The sequence below is a fragment of the Pseudoramibacter alactolyticus ATCC 23263 genome (assembly GCF_000185505.1).
GTDB classification, from domain to species: domain Bacteria; phylum Bacillota; class Clostridia; order Eubacteriales; family Eubacteriaceae; genus Pseudoramibacter; species Pseudoramibacter alactolyticus.
The window spans coordinates 2,173,484-2,189,814 of sequence record NZ_GL622359.1 but is presented as its reverse complement, the minus strand read 5'-3'; the positions used below and the strand labels follow the sequence as shown (position 1 = coordinate 2,189,814).

General features: G+C 50.5%; 14 protein-coding genes. 9 read left to right on the top strand and 5 right to left on the bottom strand.

Features of this window, described 5'->3' with window-relative positions; genetic code table 11:
• Positions 1-35 precede the first annotated feature (35 nt).
• Both HMPREF0721_RS10380 and HMPREF0721_RS10375 read right to left on the bottom strand, forming a co-directional pair.
• A complete protein-coding gene (locus tag HMPREF0721_RS10380; RefSeq protein WP_006599731.1) occupies positions 36-638 on the bottom strand; it encodes a TetR/AcrR family transcriptional regulator in 603 nt (200 codons plus the stop codon).
• Positions 639-927: 289 nt separating this feature from the next.
• Positions 928-1,914 carry a helix-turn-helix domain-containing protein gene (locus tag HMPREF0721_RS10375; protein WP_006599730.1) on the bottom strand — a complete coding sequence of 329 codons (987 nt, stop codon included), beginning with the start codon at positions 1,912-1,914 and terminating at the stop codon, positions 928-930.
• 172 nt (positions 1,915-2,086) lie between these two features.
• On the opposite strand from HMPREF0721_RS10375, the gene HMPREF0721_RS10370 reads away from it, so the two are divergent.
• Positions 2,087-2,869: a nitroreductase family protein gene (locus HMPREF0721_RS10370; RefSeq protein ID WP_006599729.1), complete on the top strand. Its 783-nt coding sequence runs from the start codon at positions 2,087-2,089 to the stop codon at positions 2,867-2,869.
• Positions 2,870-3,091: 222 nt separating this feature from the next.
• Positions 3,092-4,096, top strand: coding sequence for a class I SAM-dependent methyltransferase (locus tag HMPREF0721_RS10365; protein ID WP_006599728.1), 1,005 nt, complete (start codon positions 3,092-3,094; stop codon positions 4,094-4,096).
• 307 nt (positions 4,097-4,403) lie between these two features.
• On the opposite strand, the gene dhaL is transcribed toward HMPREF0721_RS10365, so the two are convergent.
• From dhaL to HMPREF0721_RS10350, 3 genes are all read right to left on the bottom strand, one after another.
• Entirely contained in the window at positions 4,404-5,039 is a 636-nt protein-coding gene (gene dhaL / locus HMPREF0721_RS10360) for a dihydroxyacetone kinase subunit DhaL (protein ID WP_040640069.1), read from the bottom strand.
• Between the two features lie 135 nt (positions 5,040-5,174).
• A complete protein-coding gene (gene dhaK / locus HMPREF0721_RS10355; RefSeq protein WP_006599725.1) occupies positions 5,175-6,167 on the bottom strand; it encodes a dihydroxyacetone kinase subunit DhaK in 993 nt (330 codons plus the stop codon).
• Complete coding sequence (locus HMPREF0721_RS10350) at positions 6,164-6,361, bottom strand: hypothetical protein (RefSeq protein ID WP_006599724.1); 198 nt, start codon at positions 6,359-6,361, stop codon at positions 6,164-6,166. The genes dhaK and HMPREF0721_RS10350 overlap by 4 nt, the downstream gene beginning before the upstream one ends.
• A 407-nt stretch (positions 6,362-6,768) precedes the next feature.
• Here HMPREF0721_RS10350 and glpK point away from each other — a divergent pair, with 407 nt between their 5' ends.
• From glpK to HMPREF0721_RS10315, 7 genes are all read left to right on the top strand, one after another.
• Positions 6,769-8,277, top strand: a complete 1,509-nt coding sequence (gene glpK, locus HMPREF0721_RS10345; RefSeq protein WP_006599722.1) for a glycerol kinase GlpK — start codon at positions 6,769-6,771, stop codon at positions 8,275-8,277.
• Positions 8,278-8,497: 220 nt separating this feature from the next.
• Positions 8,498-9,106 (top strand): glycerol-3-phosphate responsive antiterminator, encoded by a 609-nt coding sequence (locus tag HMPREF0721_RS10340; protein WP_006599721.1) that lies wholly within the window; start codon positions 8,498-8,500, stop codon positions 9,104-9,106.
• A 140-nt stretch (positions 9,107-9,246) separates the two neighbouring features.
• Positions 9,247-10,728: an NAD(P)/FAD-dependent oxidoreductase gene (locus tag HMPREF0721_RS10335; protein ID WP_040640506.1), complete on the top strand. Its 1,482-nt coding sequence runs from the start codon at positions 9,247-9,249 to the stop codon at positions 10,726-10,728.
• An 18-nt stretch (positions 10,729-10,746) separates the two neighbouring features.
• Positions 10,747-12,015 carry an NAD(P)/FAD-dependent oxidoreductase gene (locus tag HMPREF0721_RS10330; RefSeq protein ID WP_006599719.1) on the top strand — a complete coding sequence of 423 codons (1,269 nt, stop codon included), beginning with the start codon at positions 10,747-10,749 and terminating at the stop codon, positions 12,013-12,015.
• Entirely contained in the window at positions 12,016-12,375 is a 360-nt protein-coding gene (locus HMPREF0721_RS10325; protein WP_006599718.1) for a DUF1667 domain-containing protein, read from the top strand. It abuts the gene before it with no gap.
• Positions 12,376-12,895: 520 nt separating this feature from the next.
• The gene (locus HMPREF0721_RS10320; RefSeq protein ID WP_169310237.1) at positions 12,896-15,604 is read left to right on the top strand and encodes a leucine-rich repeat protein; all 2,709 of its coding nucleotides are present in this window, start codon (positions 12,896-12,898) and stop codon (positions 15,602-15,604) included.
• The gene (locus tag HMPREF0721_RS10315; RefSeq protein ID WP_156788744.1) at positions 15,601-16,326 is read left to right on the top strand and encodes a hypothetical protein; all 726 of its coding nucleotides are present in this window, start codon (positions 15,601-15,603) and stop codon (positions 16,324-16,326) included. Before HMPREF0721_RS10320 ends, HMPREF0721_RS10315 begins: the two co-directional genes overlap by 4 nt.
• The last annotated feature ends 5 nt before the right edge of the window (positions 16,327-16,331 follow it).

The following is a 16,331-nucleotide window of genomic DNA, read 5'->3' as shown; positions in this document are numbered from 1 at the left end:
CTAAAGTGTAAAAATTTTTAAGGCTTATGTAAGCCTTAAAAGTCCTTCCCATCCGGAATTAAAAAAACAGCAAGTTCTTTAACATATTTAATTGCCTGTTCTCTTGTCATGTCATGAACAACTGTTTCAAATGCAGCTGTAAAATATGCACTGGTAATCATGTGATGAAGCTCATGACTAACACTTCCTGTCATCTTGCCTTTCTCTTTAAGCAGAGCGTGATATTTTTCTGTGCGAGATACGTCCAGTTCTACAAGTTCATGAATATAATCTGCGTATTTTGTACCTTCGGAGCAACAAATGACAAGTTTAAATTCTTCAAAATGATCATAGATGTAATTCACAAAATGCAGAAGATATTTTGTAGATAATTCCATGCTCTTATCAGTTTTATTTTCAGGAATTAAATCAAAATGAGCATCCTGTGCGGCTTTGAATTGCTCTATTAAACCATCTGCTGCATCGGAAACAAGTGCTTCAAATAAAGCTGCTTTGTCCGGATAATATCCATAAAAGGCTCCTTTTGTAAATCCTGCTTCTGCTACAATCTTTCTAAGAGATGCATCCTTAAAGCCCTTTTCCAAGAACTCACGCTTGCCGACCTTCAATATATTTTGTTGTGTTTCTGATATTTTCATTGAATACCTCCATGTTAATATACCAGTGGTATATACCACTGGTATATTAACATGTTTTTTATTTTTGGTCAATATAGTTCGGACTATATGAGTCTATTTTATTATCTTTTTTCTTTAAAAATGCAAAAGAAAAAAGCGCCGCAATTTTATAACTGTGACGCTTTTTCATAAGCCCTGCTCAATTAGTATCCGACGCTTTATACGCTTATTTCCTCGGTTTCCTTTATATTTTTCACTGTAACGATATCTGTCCATTCTCCTTAATGGCGCATGTCGTGACATAACCTGATCAATCACCTATTATCATTTGCATTTTTTCTCTGTATTCGGTAGGTTTCATGCCTGTATGCCGTTTGAACATATCGGACAGGCTGCTTATATATTTGTAACCGGCCATTTCAGCAATTTGAGATATCGGAAGCACCGTATCTCTAAGGAGATGTTCAGCATATGTAATACGGCGTGTAACAATATATTGTTGAATACTCATATGATATACATCCTTGAATATGTATTTTAGCTTAGCTTTACTCATGCATGCAATTTGTGCAAGAAAATCGATCCTAATATCCGCAGCGTAATGGTCGTTAATATAATTAGCCACAGATACGACGGCATCCAAATCATCATTGAGTATTAAAAATCTATGTCTAATACGTTCCCTATTCCGGTTCTTTGCTTTTTCGAAAATTATGGAAAGTGCTTCATTCACTTTGCTTTCATAAAACAGTTTTGCAGATATACCGTCTCCCACATAGCTTTTGATTTGATTAAAAACCATGACCAGTTCGGGAAAATCAGGACAGCCGTCTATCTGCATGAATGCTTCTGAAGGATTTTCATAAATGTCAGGATATTGTTCACTTAAATGTTTCTTGTAATATTCGGGCATAAAGGTAATGCTTACACTATTGATAGGAATTTGTTTGTGAAGTATCATACGATATTCACTTTTTTTCCCTACATACGCCTGAATTGCTCCGGATGTCAAACGACGGTAAGGCGTCAGTATTTCACCGGAAACGGAGTAGAAATAACCGACACAAATATATTCCGGTTGATTAAAAGCACAACAGGTATCTTCATAGTGAATCTGATTCATAATGGTGATAGTCACGTATGGGTTGCATTGATATACCCAGCAGTGTCCTTTACCAAGTTCCGGATTCATTTTATAAAATTCGCCGTTCGGATTAAATCCCGGTACGGGTTCACATGGAATAACACCCCTGCCTGCAAAAATATCTCTGTACATTTTTTCTAATTGCTTGCTCATAAAATTATATTTTCTCCATTCGGCAAATCCTTTAGGCTGATAGCTAACCGTTACATTCTTTTGTTGACACTGAGGACACGGATGCGTAACATAAAGCAAAATTAGACATGGCTAATCAAATTATATATTAAAAATAAGACATTTCAAGCTTTTGTGTGAAAGGAGATCAACTATGGAAATCGAAAAATATCTTTCCGCCATGGAAAAAAGATGTTCCCGCAGAAAATACGAAGATGTTCCTATTAACTTTAAGTATGTGAAACAGCTTGAAAATAGCATTGCTTTGTACAATAGAAAATCCGGACTGAATATGAAATTGGTCATTGGAAACGGAGGAGAACTATTTAACGGATTTCGTAAAAGCTATGGTCTATTTGTGGGGGTTCAAAACTACATTGCCATGATTGGAAGTGACGATCTTCCAGATCGTATGGAAAAAGCAGGTCGTTTCGGCGAAAAAATAATTCTTGAAGCAACCGCAATGGGACTATCTACCTGCTGGGTGGGAACCAGTTATGACAAAAAAGCCGCGATGACATTATGCAAGGGAAACGACACATTAGATTGTGTGATAGCAATCGGATATTCGGATAAAAAGCATTCACTGAAAGAACGAATGATGGAATATGGGATGAACAAGCAGCATAAAACAAAGCAGGCATTAATAGAAGCGGAGGAGCCTGTGCCGGAGTGGTTTTTGCGAGGTATGGATGCCGTTTATCTTGCACCGACAGCAAGAAATTTACGCCCATTTGTATTCAAATATAAGGATGGACAGGTAACTGCTTCCATTACAATGCCGACGGAAACCGCGATGATTGATCTTGGAATTGCTAAATTGCATTTTGAATTAGGAGCAGGAGGTGGAAGCTGGGAGTATGGCAATGAGGGTCATTATTATTTTGATGATAAACGGAAGGAAAGTGATAAGCAACACAATACAAATGGTGCGTAATCCTAAGAATTATATTTTATGTGCCGAGTGTTATCATCACTGTCCTGCAAAAGCCATTGTACATCCATATATTGAAGTTGCAAGAAAGAGACTTTCGGACGGTTTTGCAGAGCTTGAAACCCCACAATCTGCCATCTACTGATAAACCGGTATTTGCCAAATAATATAGAATGAAAAAGTTATGTCATAAAAAATTATAAATAAAGAAAGAGGTAAATTACTATGATTAACAAAACAAATATTTATGAACAGCTTACAGCGTTACCGTATCTCTCAGCTTATCAGCAACTGATACAGGGTGCTATCGAATTAGATGTCTTTTCTAATTTAGAGAAGCCTATCACTGCAAAAGAGTTGTCTGAAAAAATGAATTGGGATGAAGGCAACACCTTCAATCTTTTGAAAGGCTTGTACAGCCTTGGTTATATTGAACGAAAGGGAGATACATTTTGTAATATGCCGGAGACTGCAAAATATCTTATCAAGGGAAAGCCTGCCTATATGGGAAGCGTGCTGATGTTTTTCTGCAATAATCAAGGAATGAGCCTTGGAAATGTGGCACAGCAGGTGAAGGAAGGTCCCAAACCGCAGGAAAAGACACAACAATCTATGGATTTTGCAGCTTATGGCAATGCGATGCGTGATGCTCAATCGGGGGTACGTCAATATGAACTGTTAGAAATTCTTCGATCCCTTCCCGAGTATAAATCTATTCACAAAATATTGGATTTGGGCTGTGGTGCAGGTTGTCTTGGAATTGCAGTTATACAGGATGAAAGTAATCGTACCGGCGTTCTTTTTGATAGACCGGATATGCAGCCGCTTATCGAAGAAAGTGTAAAGCTTTCCAATCTGCAAGATAGCATTTCCGTTAAAACCGGGGACTTTATAAACGATGATATCGGCAACGGGTATGATCTGATAATTTGCTCCGCCGTTATGCTGTTTGCCATTGCAGGCGGTGCGGATTTCTTCGCAAAGTTAAAAAAGGCATTAAATCCCGGAGGCGTTGTTGTGTGTTTAAATGAGGGAATTGAACCGGATTATTCCGAACCATGGGATATGATTTTAGGTTATATGGCATTTAATTTACAGGGAATGCCGATAGGTGTCATAAAAGGTCAAGTTGCCGATGCAGCAAAAATTGGCGGGTTTCATTCTGTGGAAAATCGCAGCGCACTTCTTAGTACCGGAATGCACGATATCCATATTTTGAGAAATGAATAGCAGATTAAATTTGCCATTTTTATGAAGAGATTTATCAATTTAAGATAAAAAATACCACACATGGATTTTTGGTGCCGACAACCTGGACGGAACAAAGCAAGATGAAATTAAAAAACGATCCATACCGAATCCATCAAAACTCACAAACAACCAAAGTATTTTGATGCCGGTCTGAATTCTTTGTGCTGCGCGACTGCATCAGGGATGAAATCAAAGCGCTGCCCCAACACAAAACAAACCCCCTTTCAGGCCTGACGATTGGCAAAAGACCTGAAAAGGCGGCTTTAAAACTTGCATCGGTTAAAAATTATTTGGCTTCGGCAACGGCTCTCGCCGCCTGCACCATGTAGGTGATGGACGTCGCGCCCGGATCCTGATGGCCGATGGAGCGTTCGCCCAAATAGCTCGCGCGGCCCTTGGTCGCGATGATGGTCTTGGTGTAGGCCACACCCTTCCAGGCGGCATCTTCTGCGTCGGCCAGGGCCTCGGCGATGCTCTTGCCCGCGGCGATCCCCGCGTCATAAGCTTCCTTGGCCGGCATCACGGCGTCGAGCATGGTTTTTTCGCCGGCGACGGCCTTGCCGCGCTGCTGAATCCCGCCGATGGCCGCTTCAAACATCGCGGAAATATCTTCCGCCGCGAGGGTTTCCTTGCCCTTCATCGCCATGCCGGCGCGCATATAGGCGGTGCCGTAAAGCGGGCCGGAAGCCCCGCCGACGGTGGACACCAACGTCATGCCGACCTGCTTTAAAATCGCATCGATGGCTTTATCTTCAACACCGGGCAGCTTTTCCATCACGGCTTTGAAGCCGCGGTTCATGTTGATGCCATGGTCGCCGTCGCCAATCGCCTGGTCGAGATCGGTCAGCTCCTGATGATGGGTTTCAATGCGTTCGTCCGCCGCTTTGATAAATGCTAAAATATCTGCTTTTGTCACTGCCATGTGATTACCTCTTTTCTTGAGTATTGACCCCATTATAAACCATCGGCGAAAGATTGCAACGCCGCCGGCCCACAATGCGCCAAAAAAGAATGACAGACCCGAGGCCTGCCATTCGTCATGTTTTTGATTGGGCGATTAGTCCTGGGTGAAGGCGACCGTATCCGCCGGCGCCAGAAGCAATGCTTTCATTTCGTCGTCCAGTTTGCACAGCGAAATGGAGGCGCCCGCCATATCCAAAGATGTCATGATATTGCCGACATAGGTCTTGGCGATCTTGACGCCCTTGCCGGCCAGCACATCGTGGACGCGTTTATTCAGGATGTACAGTTCCATCAGCGGGGTGCCGCCGGAGCCATTGATGATGACCGCCACTTCGGAGCCGTCGGTGTAGTCAACATCGTCGTTCATGATTTTGTCGAGCAGATGATCGACAATGGCGTCGGCCGGCTGGAGTTTTTCTCGGGAGGTCCCCGGTTCGCCGTGGATGCCGATGCCCAGTTCCATTTCGTCTTCGCCGAGTTCAAAGCCCGGTTTACCGGCGGCCGGAACGGTGGACGGCTTCAGGGCGACGCCCATGGAGCGGGTGTTGGCGACCACTTTGTCGGCCACGGCTTTAACTTCCGCCAGGCTCTTGCCGGCTTCAGCCGCAGCCCCGGCGATTTTGTGAACGAAGATCGTCCCGGCGACGCCGCGGCGGCCGGTGGTGTAAAGCGAATCTTCCACAGCCACATCGTCGTTGGTGACGACCTGGGCGATTTCGACCCCGTCGGCCATTTCGCCGGCCATTTCGAAGTTCATCACGTCGCCGGTATAGTTTTTGATCACCATGAAAACGCCTTTGCCGGCGTCAACCGCTTCAATGGCTTTCAGGATTTCGTCCGGGGTCGGCGAGGTATAGACCGGGCCGGGCACGGCGGCGTCAAGCATCCCGGTGCCGACGAAACCGCCATGGGCCGGTTCGTGGCCGGAGCCGCCGCCGGAAATCACAGCGACCTTGCCTTCCTTTTTCTTGGCGCGAACGATGACGTTGGAATCTTCCAGGCGTCTGACCTTATCCGGCTCTGCCAGACACATCCCGTCGAGCATTTCGCTTTCGACATTTTCGACGTCGTTGATAAATTTCTTCATCTCGTAAAAATCCTCCTTGGAGATTTTAATTTGATTTCATTATAACACGTAATCATTTTCTTAGCAGATTTCTTTTCAAAATCCCGCGAATTTTTTCGCCGCCGCTCCTCTCGCTGCGCGCCCCAAAAATCATCCGTATTTATCGGCGGTGCATTTGGCTTTTTCCGGCCGCTGATTTTAATCGCATCGGCCAAAAGATGAATGCTCCTTCGGCGTCAAAACGCACCTCGAAGGCCTGCCACGCGCATCAAAACGCAGATGGCGCCGACGGGTTATTTAGAAACATTATTAGAAATAATTTTTTTGAGGTGTAAACCCTTTACACACTTTTTTAAATGTGATATGATGGGAATACAAAAAAGACGGAGGATGTCTTTCATAATCTGGCAGGAGGAAATGGAGTAGGGCCGTACCAACAACGACGCGTTGTATTATTTGAGTACTGTCCTTTTTTTATGAACGCTTTTCACCATTCGGACGCGGACATTTCGACCCATTTCTCCATCGCCGCAAGGCTTCCGATGCGTCTTCCGTCACCGTGATTTAACCGCGCATGCGCGTTAAATAAATTCATATATTATAAACATAGGGGGTTTATATTATGGCAAAATATGTAATGGCGTGCGACGCCGGGACGACCAGCTCGCGAGCAATCTTATTCGATCACGACGGTCAGATTGTCAGTGTCGCACAGCACGAATTCCCGCAGATCTACCCGCATCCGGGTTGGGTCGAACACGATCCGATGCAGATCTGGGCCACCCAGAACGCCGTCTGTGCCGAAGCGATGGCCAAAATCAACGCCACTGCCGAAGATGTTGCCGCCATCGGGATCACCAACCAGCGTGAAACCACCATCGTGTGGGACCGCAAGACCGGTGAACCGGTTTACAACGCCATCGTTTGGCAGTGCCGCCGGACCGCGTCCTATGCCGATCGCTTCCAGGCCATTCCGGGCTTTGCAGATTACGTGCAAGACAATACCGGGCTGATTCTCGACCCGTATTTCTCCTCCACCAAGCTGCTGTGGATTCTCGACCACGTCGAAGGCGTCCGCGAAAGAGCCGAACGCGGCGAACTGGCCTTCGGGACCGTCGACTGCTGGCTGCTCTGGAAACTGACGGAAGGCCGTGTCCACGCGACCGACTACTCCAACGCGTCCAGAACGATGCTCTTCAACATCAAGACCCTCAAATGGGACGAAAAGCTCTGCGAAACCTTCGAATGCCCGATGTCCCTGCTGCCGGATGTCCAGCCCTCGTCGAGCATGTTCGGGACCACCACCCTCTTCGGCGGCGGCGAAATCCCGATCACTGGGATCGCAGGCGACCAGCAGGCGGCGCTCTTCGGTCAGGCCTGCTTCGAAGCCGGCATGGCCAAAAACACCTACGGCACCGGCTGCTTCCTGCTGATGAACACCGGCGAAGAACCGGTTAAATCCGAAAACGGTCTGCTGACCACCATCGCCTGGGGACTCGGCGGCAAAGTCAACTACGCCCTTGAAGGTTCCATCTTCGTCGCCGGCGCCGCCATTCAGTGGCTGCGTGACGAGCTGCGCCTGGTCGATACCTCGCCCGACTCCGAACACTTCGCGAAGAAAGTGGCCGACACCAACGGGGTCTATGTCGTTCCCGCCTTCACCGGCCTGGGCGCTCCCCACTGGGATGCTTATGCCCGCGGCGCGATCGTCGGCCTGACCCGCGGCGCCAACAAGAACCACATCATCCGCGCGACCCTCGAATCCCTCGCCTATCAGACCCGCGACATTCTGGACGCGATGGAAAAAGACTCCGGGACACCGCTTCAGACGCTGAAAGTCGACGGCGGCGCTTGCAACAACAACTTCTTGATGCAATTCCAGGCGGATATCCTCGGCGTGCCGGTCGACCGTCCGTCCATCGTCGAAACCACAGCCGAAGGCGCTTCCTATCTCGCCGGTCTCGAAGTCGGCTTCTGGGACAACCAGCAGGACGTCATCGATCACTGGAATATCGACAGAACCTTCGAACCGATGATGGATGCCGACACCAGAGCCAAACTCTATAAGGGCTGGACCAAGGCCGTCGGTCGCTCCATGCACTGGATCGATCCGGACGACGTCGAAGAATAAAAGCGATTCATTTCAATTATCATTCTGGTCGTATTCAATAAAACGACAGACATCACTCTCCGACGGGGCTTCCTGTCGGAGAGTTTGTGCGTGAAACGGGAGGGTTAGCCCAGGCTATCTCGCAGCCATCACTCAGACGCAGGACGGATTGAGCTAACCTCCCCGCCTTCACACGGTTTTATATTCAAATCACTATCTGATAGCTTACGGGAGGTCCGAGGTGGCGACTTTAAAATGTCAGCATCTGCTTGAAGCAAATCCGGTGATCGCCGCGATTCGCAATCCGCGAGATATTCACGCCGCGGTGGATTCTCCCTGCCAGGTCGTCTTTCTACTCACCGGCAATATTTACAACTTGAAACCCATGGTGGACCTCGTGAATGCAGCCGGCAAATACGCCTTTGTGCATCTTGATCTGCTCAAGGGCTATGCGGAGGACCATTACTTCATCCGCTACCTGCGGGAAAAGATTCGCCCCACCGGCGTGATCTCCACCCGCAACGCACTGATCACCCAGGCGCGCAAAGAGGGCCTGATGACCATTCAGCGGCTTTTCCTTCTGGATTCGTCCGCGATGGATGTCACCCTTAACTCGGCGCGCAAGATCAAACCCGATGCCGTCGAGATTCTGCCCGGGCTCGTTCCCAAGGTGATTGAACGGGTCCACAAAGAACTGTCCCTGCCGATTATCACCGGCGGCTTTATCGAAACCGAAGACGAAGTCAGAACCTGCCTGGAAGCGGGCAGCCTGTCGTCCTCTACGTCGCATAAGCCTTTGTGGGACGCTTTCAATTCCCTCTTAGCATACGCGAAAGACCTGCGGTCTTGACCCCATCGACGCACGACCTCAACAACTAAATCAATCAACGGGCAATGGAGAGCCGCACTTTTTTCACGGATGATTAAATGCGTGAAGTCTTGTGCGGTTTTTTATTTATAAATTTATTTATCATCAAGGAGGATTTTATTATGTATGATATCGCTATAATAGGTGCCGGTATTGCCGGGTCCTACGTAGCACGGGAGCTCTCCCGTTATCAGCTGAACGTCGTCTTGCTGGATGGCGAAAATGATGTGGCCAACCAGATCACCAAAGCCAACTCAGCGATTGTCCACGCTGGCTTCGACGCGGTGCCCCACAAATTAAAGGGCCGCTTCAACGCGCCGGGCAACATCATGTACGAAAAGGTCTGCCGGGATCTTTGCGTTCCCTTCAGGCGTACCGGCTCCCTGGTCGTCGCCCACACGGAACACGAAATGTACACCCTGCAGGAGCTGTACAAACGCGGCCTGGAAAACGGCGTGCCGAACATGCGCATCCTGTTTGAAGACGAAGTCCACGAAATGGAAGAAAACCTGGCCCCGGACATCTGTGGCGCACTTTACGCAGGCACGGCCGGTTTGGTCTCCCCCTACGAGCTGGGTGTTCGCGTGGCGGAAAACGCCATTGACAACGGGGTTGAACTCAAGCTCAACCACCTGGTGACGAATATCGCCAAAAAAGACGACGGCACCTTCAAAATCGAAACCACAGCCGAAGACGTCGAAGCGAGATTTGTGGTCAATGCGGCCGGGGTCTACGCCGACGATATTTACAACATGATCGGCGATCCCTACTTCAAGCTGCTGGCCCGCCGCGGGGTGTACTTCATCTTCGACAAGGAAATCGGCGATCTGGTGCACAACGTCATCTTCCCCTGCCCGACCAAAGTCGGGAAAGGGATCCTTGTCTCGCCGACCGTCCACGGCAACCTGCTCATCGGGCCGGATGCCATGCCGGTGGAAAAGGGCGACATCAACACCACCCGGGACCGCCTCGACTACATCAAGGAAAACGCGCTGAAGAACTGCCCGGCCCTCGGCCAATACTTCAACAAAATCATCCGCTCCTACGCCGGAACGCGCAATACTCCGGTGGCCGACACCTACACCACCACCGACGGCGACTTCATCATCGAAGAATCCCCGGTTAAGAACTTCGTCAACTTCGCCGGCTACGAATCCCCCGGCCTGACCTCCGCCCCGGCTGCCGCCTATTACTGTGTGGAAGACATCATTCTGCCGATGCTCGAACGGGAAGGCGTCACCCCGGCGATCAACGAAAGCTTTAACCCGAAGGCCCGGCCGCATCTCATCTTCAACGAATTGTCCGACGAAGATAAGAAAAAAGCCATCGAAGCCGATCCGCGCTACGGCAAGATCATCTGCCGCTGCGAATCCATCACCGAAGCGGAAATCGTCGATGTGATCCACCGCAACGCCGGCGCCACCACCGTCAACGGCGTGAAGAAACGCTGCCGTCCGGGGGCCGGCCGCTGCCAGGGCGGCTTCTGCTCGCCCCGCGTGGTCGAAATTCTCGCCCGCGAGCTCGGCTGCGACATGGAAGACATTATGTACGACGCCAAGGATACGAGCTATATCCTCAATGGCAAAACGAAAAATAATCAATAACGGGGAGGAAGTCTTACTATGTACGATATTATAGTCATCGGCGGAGGCCCCGCCGGTCTTGCTGCTGCTGTTGAAGCCCAAAAAGAAGGCGTCGACAATATTCTGATTCTCGAACGCGACCGCGAACTCGGCGGCATTTTGAATCAATGCATCCACAACGGCTTCGGCCTGCACACCTTTAAAGAACAGCTCACCGGCCCGGAATATGCCGAACGCTACATCGACATGGCCGCGGAAGCCGGCATTCCCTACAAGCTCAACACCATGGTGCTCGACCTGACGGCGGACGGCGACGTGAAAACCGTGCACGCCATCAACGAAGAAGACGGTTATATGGCGCTTCAGGCCAAGTCCGTGATCCTCACCATGGGCTGCCGCGAAAGAACCGCCGGCGCCATCGGCATTCCCGGGTTCAGACCTTCCGGCGTCTTCACCGCCGGCACCGCCCAGCGCTTCATCAACATGGAAGGCTATATGACGGGCAAGGAAGTCGTGATCTTGGGCTCCGGGGACATCGGCCTGATCATGGCCCGCCGCATGACCTTAGAAGGCGCCCATGTCAAGGCGGTCTGCGAAATCATGCCCTATTCCAACGGCCTGACCCGCAACATCGTTCAGTGCCTGGACGACTACGACATTCCGCTCAAGCTGTCCCACACCATCACCTTCATCCACGGCAAAGACCGGGTGGAAGCGGTGGACATCACCCAAGTGGACGAACACCTGAAGCCCATCCCGGGCACGACGGAAACCGTTCCCTGCGACACCTTGTTGCTTTCGGTGGGGCTGATTCCGGAAAATGAAATTTCCCGGGGCGCCGGCGTCGAAATCGACCGCCGCACCAGCGGGCCGTCCATCTCCGAGCTGTGCGAAACCAATCTGCCCGGCGTCTTTGCCGCGGGCAACGTCGTCCACGTGCACGATCTGGTCGACTTCGTATCCCAGGAAGCGGCCCTTGCCGGCAAAGGCGCGGCCCGCTACGTGAAGGGTCATCTGGAAGAAGACGTTAATTTCGAAACGGTCAACGGCGACGGCATCGGCAACGTGGTGCCGGAAAAAATCACCGTGGCCAACCTCGATGACGACGTCAACTGCTATATGCGTGTTCGGAATGTCTGCACCGACTCGGTGATCAACGCCTATATCGGCGGCGAAAAGATTGCCACCAAGCGTGCCCAGAAGTTTGTGCCGGCGGAAATGGTCAACTTCAAAATCAAGAAGAGTGTTTTGGAACAATATCCCGACGGCGAACTCAAATTCGTCGTGGAACCGAAGGAGGCTAAATAAATGAAAAAAGAAATGACTTGCATTGCCTGTCCGATGGGCTGCCACCTGACCGTTGAGGGGGAAGGCGACAACTGGACGGTCACGGGCAACTCCTGCAAGAACGGCGAACGCTACGGCATCCAGGAAATGACCGACCCAAGACGCATTGTGCCGTCGACGGTGGTCATCAAAGGGGCCATGCTTCACCGCCTGCCGGTGAAAACCGCCCGGGAAATTCCGAAGGGCAAGATCTTCGACTGCATGACGGAACTCGCCAAGGTTGTCGTGAAGGCCCCGGTAAAAATGGGCGACGTGGTGCTCAAAGACGTGTGCGGCACCGGTATCGACATCGTGGCCACTAAGACCATGCCCGCGGTTTAGGTCAAAGGTGAATCCTTAAGGCTGTCACAGATAATCTGTGACGGCCTTTTTAAGTTTTTTGGGCGGCCGCCGATCTATGCAATCACCTCAATTTAAAACGTCAGCAGCGCGCCGTCATCGCCCGGGCCCTTTCCTATGAGTCCGAGATCATCCTGACATACGAGCCCACCGGCAGCCTGGACGCACACACCCAGGCCGCTATCAGCGACGTTTTAACGGACCTGGTCCGGCAAGGCAAATGTGTGAGTGTTGTAATCCACTCACCTGCGGTGGCCGGCCGCGCAGATAAACCCGTCCAGATGGAGGCCATTAATCGCGTGTCGTAAAGATAAATTGCAGATTTCAACCTGACGTCTCTGCCATTATTGGCAAAGGTGTTTTTTAATGGCAATTCGTAGTCCTCTCTAAAATTTTTAAGCCTGAAAATATTGACATCCCTCCGTCAAGCTGTTAATATAATTTTAAGTTTTGTTAGCCATGGCTTATTTTTCTGCTAAATCTTTTTGAAGGAAGGTCCATGATGAAAATATTAAAACACAACCGAATCGGCATCTTCACCTTGATTCTCTGTCTGGCGATGCTCCAGATATTTGTGCCCACAGCAAAGGCCGACAGCGATTTTGCCATCGACAGTAGCGGCACACTCACCCAATACACCGGATCGGGCACCGTCGCCGTCATTCCAGACGGCGTTAAAACCATCGGCGCTTCAGCTTTTGCTGGCAAACCCATCACCGAGGTTAAAATCCCGGACAGCGTCACAACCATCGACAGTAGCGCCTTTTATCATTGCTCCGCGCTAAGAACGGTTACGATGAGAAAGGGGCTTAAAACAATCGGCAGCAATGCTTTTAATGGCTGTTCAGCCCTTCAATATGTCGCGCTGCCTGAAGGAATCACAAGCATCGGCGACAAAGCCTTTTATTCCAGCGGCATCGAATTTGCCAAAATGCCCGCCAGTCTTCAAACATTGGGCAACAGCGCTTATTACAATAGTAAGCTTTATGCCGTTCACCTCAACGATGGCCTGAAGACCATCGGCAAGACTCCGTTTTCTTCCTGCTATAATCTGCGCGGGGTAAATGTGCCGGCCAGCGTTACCGCGATCGGCGATTGCCTGACCGACGATATGGGTTCCGCTTTTACTTGGGTGCGTTTTGAAAATGACGCGACGGTAATTCCCGCCAATCCCACCGAAACCTGGACGGCCACCACCTATTATGGCGGCGATCCCTCCACGCTCAAAACCAAATACGATGCCATTTATGCCCAAAATAACCAAACGAAGATCAACTTTAAAAATAAATCCGCTTTTCGATTTTTGAATACCTTCGCCTTTGACACCTCCAGTCTCACGCTCCAGGCAGGCGACAGCCACACCCTGACCCTAAAAAAAGCACCGGCTGATGCCACTGATACGCGGGTGCACTACATCTCGAGCAATCCCGACATTGCCAGCGTCGACGATACCGGCCGCATCCAAACCAAAAAAACCGGCAGTCTCACCATCATGGCCGCTGCAGCCGACGGCCATCTCGCCACGGTCAACGTGACGGTCAAAGCTGCTGAAGGTGAGCTGTTCAAAATCGATAAAAACGGCGTTCTCCTCGATTACTACGGCCACGATACAAAGATCACCATCCCGGACAACGTCAAAAAAATAGCCGCCTCCGCCTTCCAGGGTAAAGCCATCACCCAGATCACCTTAGGGAAAAAAGTAACCGCTATTGAAGACGGCGCCTTTAAGGGCTGCACCGCCCTCGTATCGGTGGATACTTCTAATGCCGCGGAACTCGACCATATCGGCCGCAGCGCTTTTGAAAACTGCACGGCCTTAACCAGTCTGAGCGTTCCGGCCTCAGTCACCGCGATTGGCGACAGCGCTTTCAAAGGGTGCAAGGCACTCAAGCGCGTAACAATTCCCGCGGATAGCCCCGTCACCCGCATTGAACCGGCCACCTTCTCGGGCTGCAGCCAGCTGCAAAGCTTCACCCTGCCAAAAAAATGCCGGACCATTGGCGACTACGCCTTTGCCTTTACCACTGCTCTATCTAAATTTACCTTCGCCAAGGGCAGCGCGCTCACCACCATTGGGCGATCGGCCTTTGCCAGCGCCGGTCTCCACTCCCTCGAGCTTCCCGAGGGGCTTCAAAGCGTCGACACCCAAGCGTTTACCAGCACCGATGCTTTGACGCGCATCGCCTTTCCGGCAAGCTTTAAAGGGCCGGCCAACGGCAGCTTCCCCAAGCTTTTCGATATAAACGATGCACACAACACGTCCATTTTAAAACAGATCGTCTTTGCCAAGGGCAACGCCCGATACCACGACTTTGAAGGAAGCGTCTACGAAGGCACCACCCTTGTCTATGCCGCGCCGGGCATTAAAGACCTGCGCCTCGAAAAAGGGACCACTGCTATCGGTCCCGGCGTCGCCAGCGTCCATGACCACCTGAAATCCGTAACCATGAGCGAAGGGGTTCAACGCATCGGCAGCGCCGCCTTTGCCAACTGCTTTGAAGTTGAAAAAATTCACCTGTCCGACAGCATTGAAACCATCGATGACGCCGCTTTTCTCGGCTGCGAATCCCTCAAAGAAATCAATGTCCCCAAGCGGCTCAAAAAGATCGGCGGTCTGGCCTTCTATGAACTCGAAAACCTCAAATCTATCGAAATCCCGGACGGCGTCACCCAAATTAACAGCTACGCGGTTTCCGGTCTGGATAATGCCAAGCATGTGATTTATTCGCGCCACATCACCGATGTCGCCCGTTGCGGTTCTGCCTTTTTCCCCAATGCTGAAGAGCTTTATCTGCCCGAAACCCTCAAAAGCGTCGGCATGCAGGGCTTCGCCGCCTGGTCGAAGATCACCCATCTGGAACTGCCCGTTTCGCTGAAATCCGTCGGCGATGAGGCCTTTAAATCAGCCAACCAGCTTCGCTCCATTTATATCCCCGGCGGCACAAACCTCGGTCGAGATGTGTTTTCCCTGAATATCGGGCACCGAATCACCGTCTTCACCCACCATCCCAACGCAAGCATCACGGCTCTCGCCAAGAACAACAACGTTCAGCTTGTCGACCTGGATTATCAGAAAACCACCCAAAATAACCGCAAAATTGAAATTCAGCAGTTGGAAAATCTGCTGACCGCAGGCAATCAAAATCACCATTTCGTCCTCACAGTAAAAGAAAAAAACCGGATGCCGGCGAAAGCCTCCATTTGCGCGTGAGCGCCACTGACAACGGCCAGACCCTCGACAAGCCCGACGCTCCCTTAAAAGCCGTTATCGAATTGACCCCCGAACAAGAAAAATACGCCTACGACGTTTATCTCAAAAACGGCAACCATTACACCAATCTGACTGCCAATCGCCTCGCGCGCTTTATCCGTGCCGAGCTGCCCGCTTTCGGCGATATCGTCCTGGTGCCGGCTGGCCACGATCCAAGGGAACCGCTGACCTTGCTTGAAAGTCCCAATAACGCCTGGACACGCCAAAACCCGGTCGGACTGCGCTTTCGGGTCAACAGCAATCTTCGCAACTTCACCTCGGCCTATCTGAATGGGACGGATGCCGCTCATCGCATAGATCCAAAACATTACGCCTTAAAATCCGGATCGACCATCCTCACGTTAGACCCCAAATATCTCAGGACTCTAAAACCCGGCCGGCACACCCTGTTTTTGGCATTCAAATCGGATGATGCCTATCAAGGCGGTGTGATTACCACCAATTTTAACATCTCCCTGACACCGGCTCACACATCAATACCATTTCAGCGGCCGACCGCAACTTCGGTTCACTTCCCAAAAGCTCGATCTCCCCATACTGGGGATGCTAACGATGCTGCGCCCTGGCTGTTTTTACTGGCAGCCAGCGCTCTATTGGGTGGCTTTGGCTGCAAAAATCTCCGGCCGAAAAATCCGAAGCCCGATGCCTCACATAAAAAATAAAAACG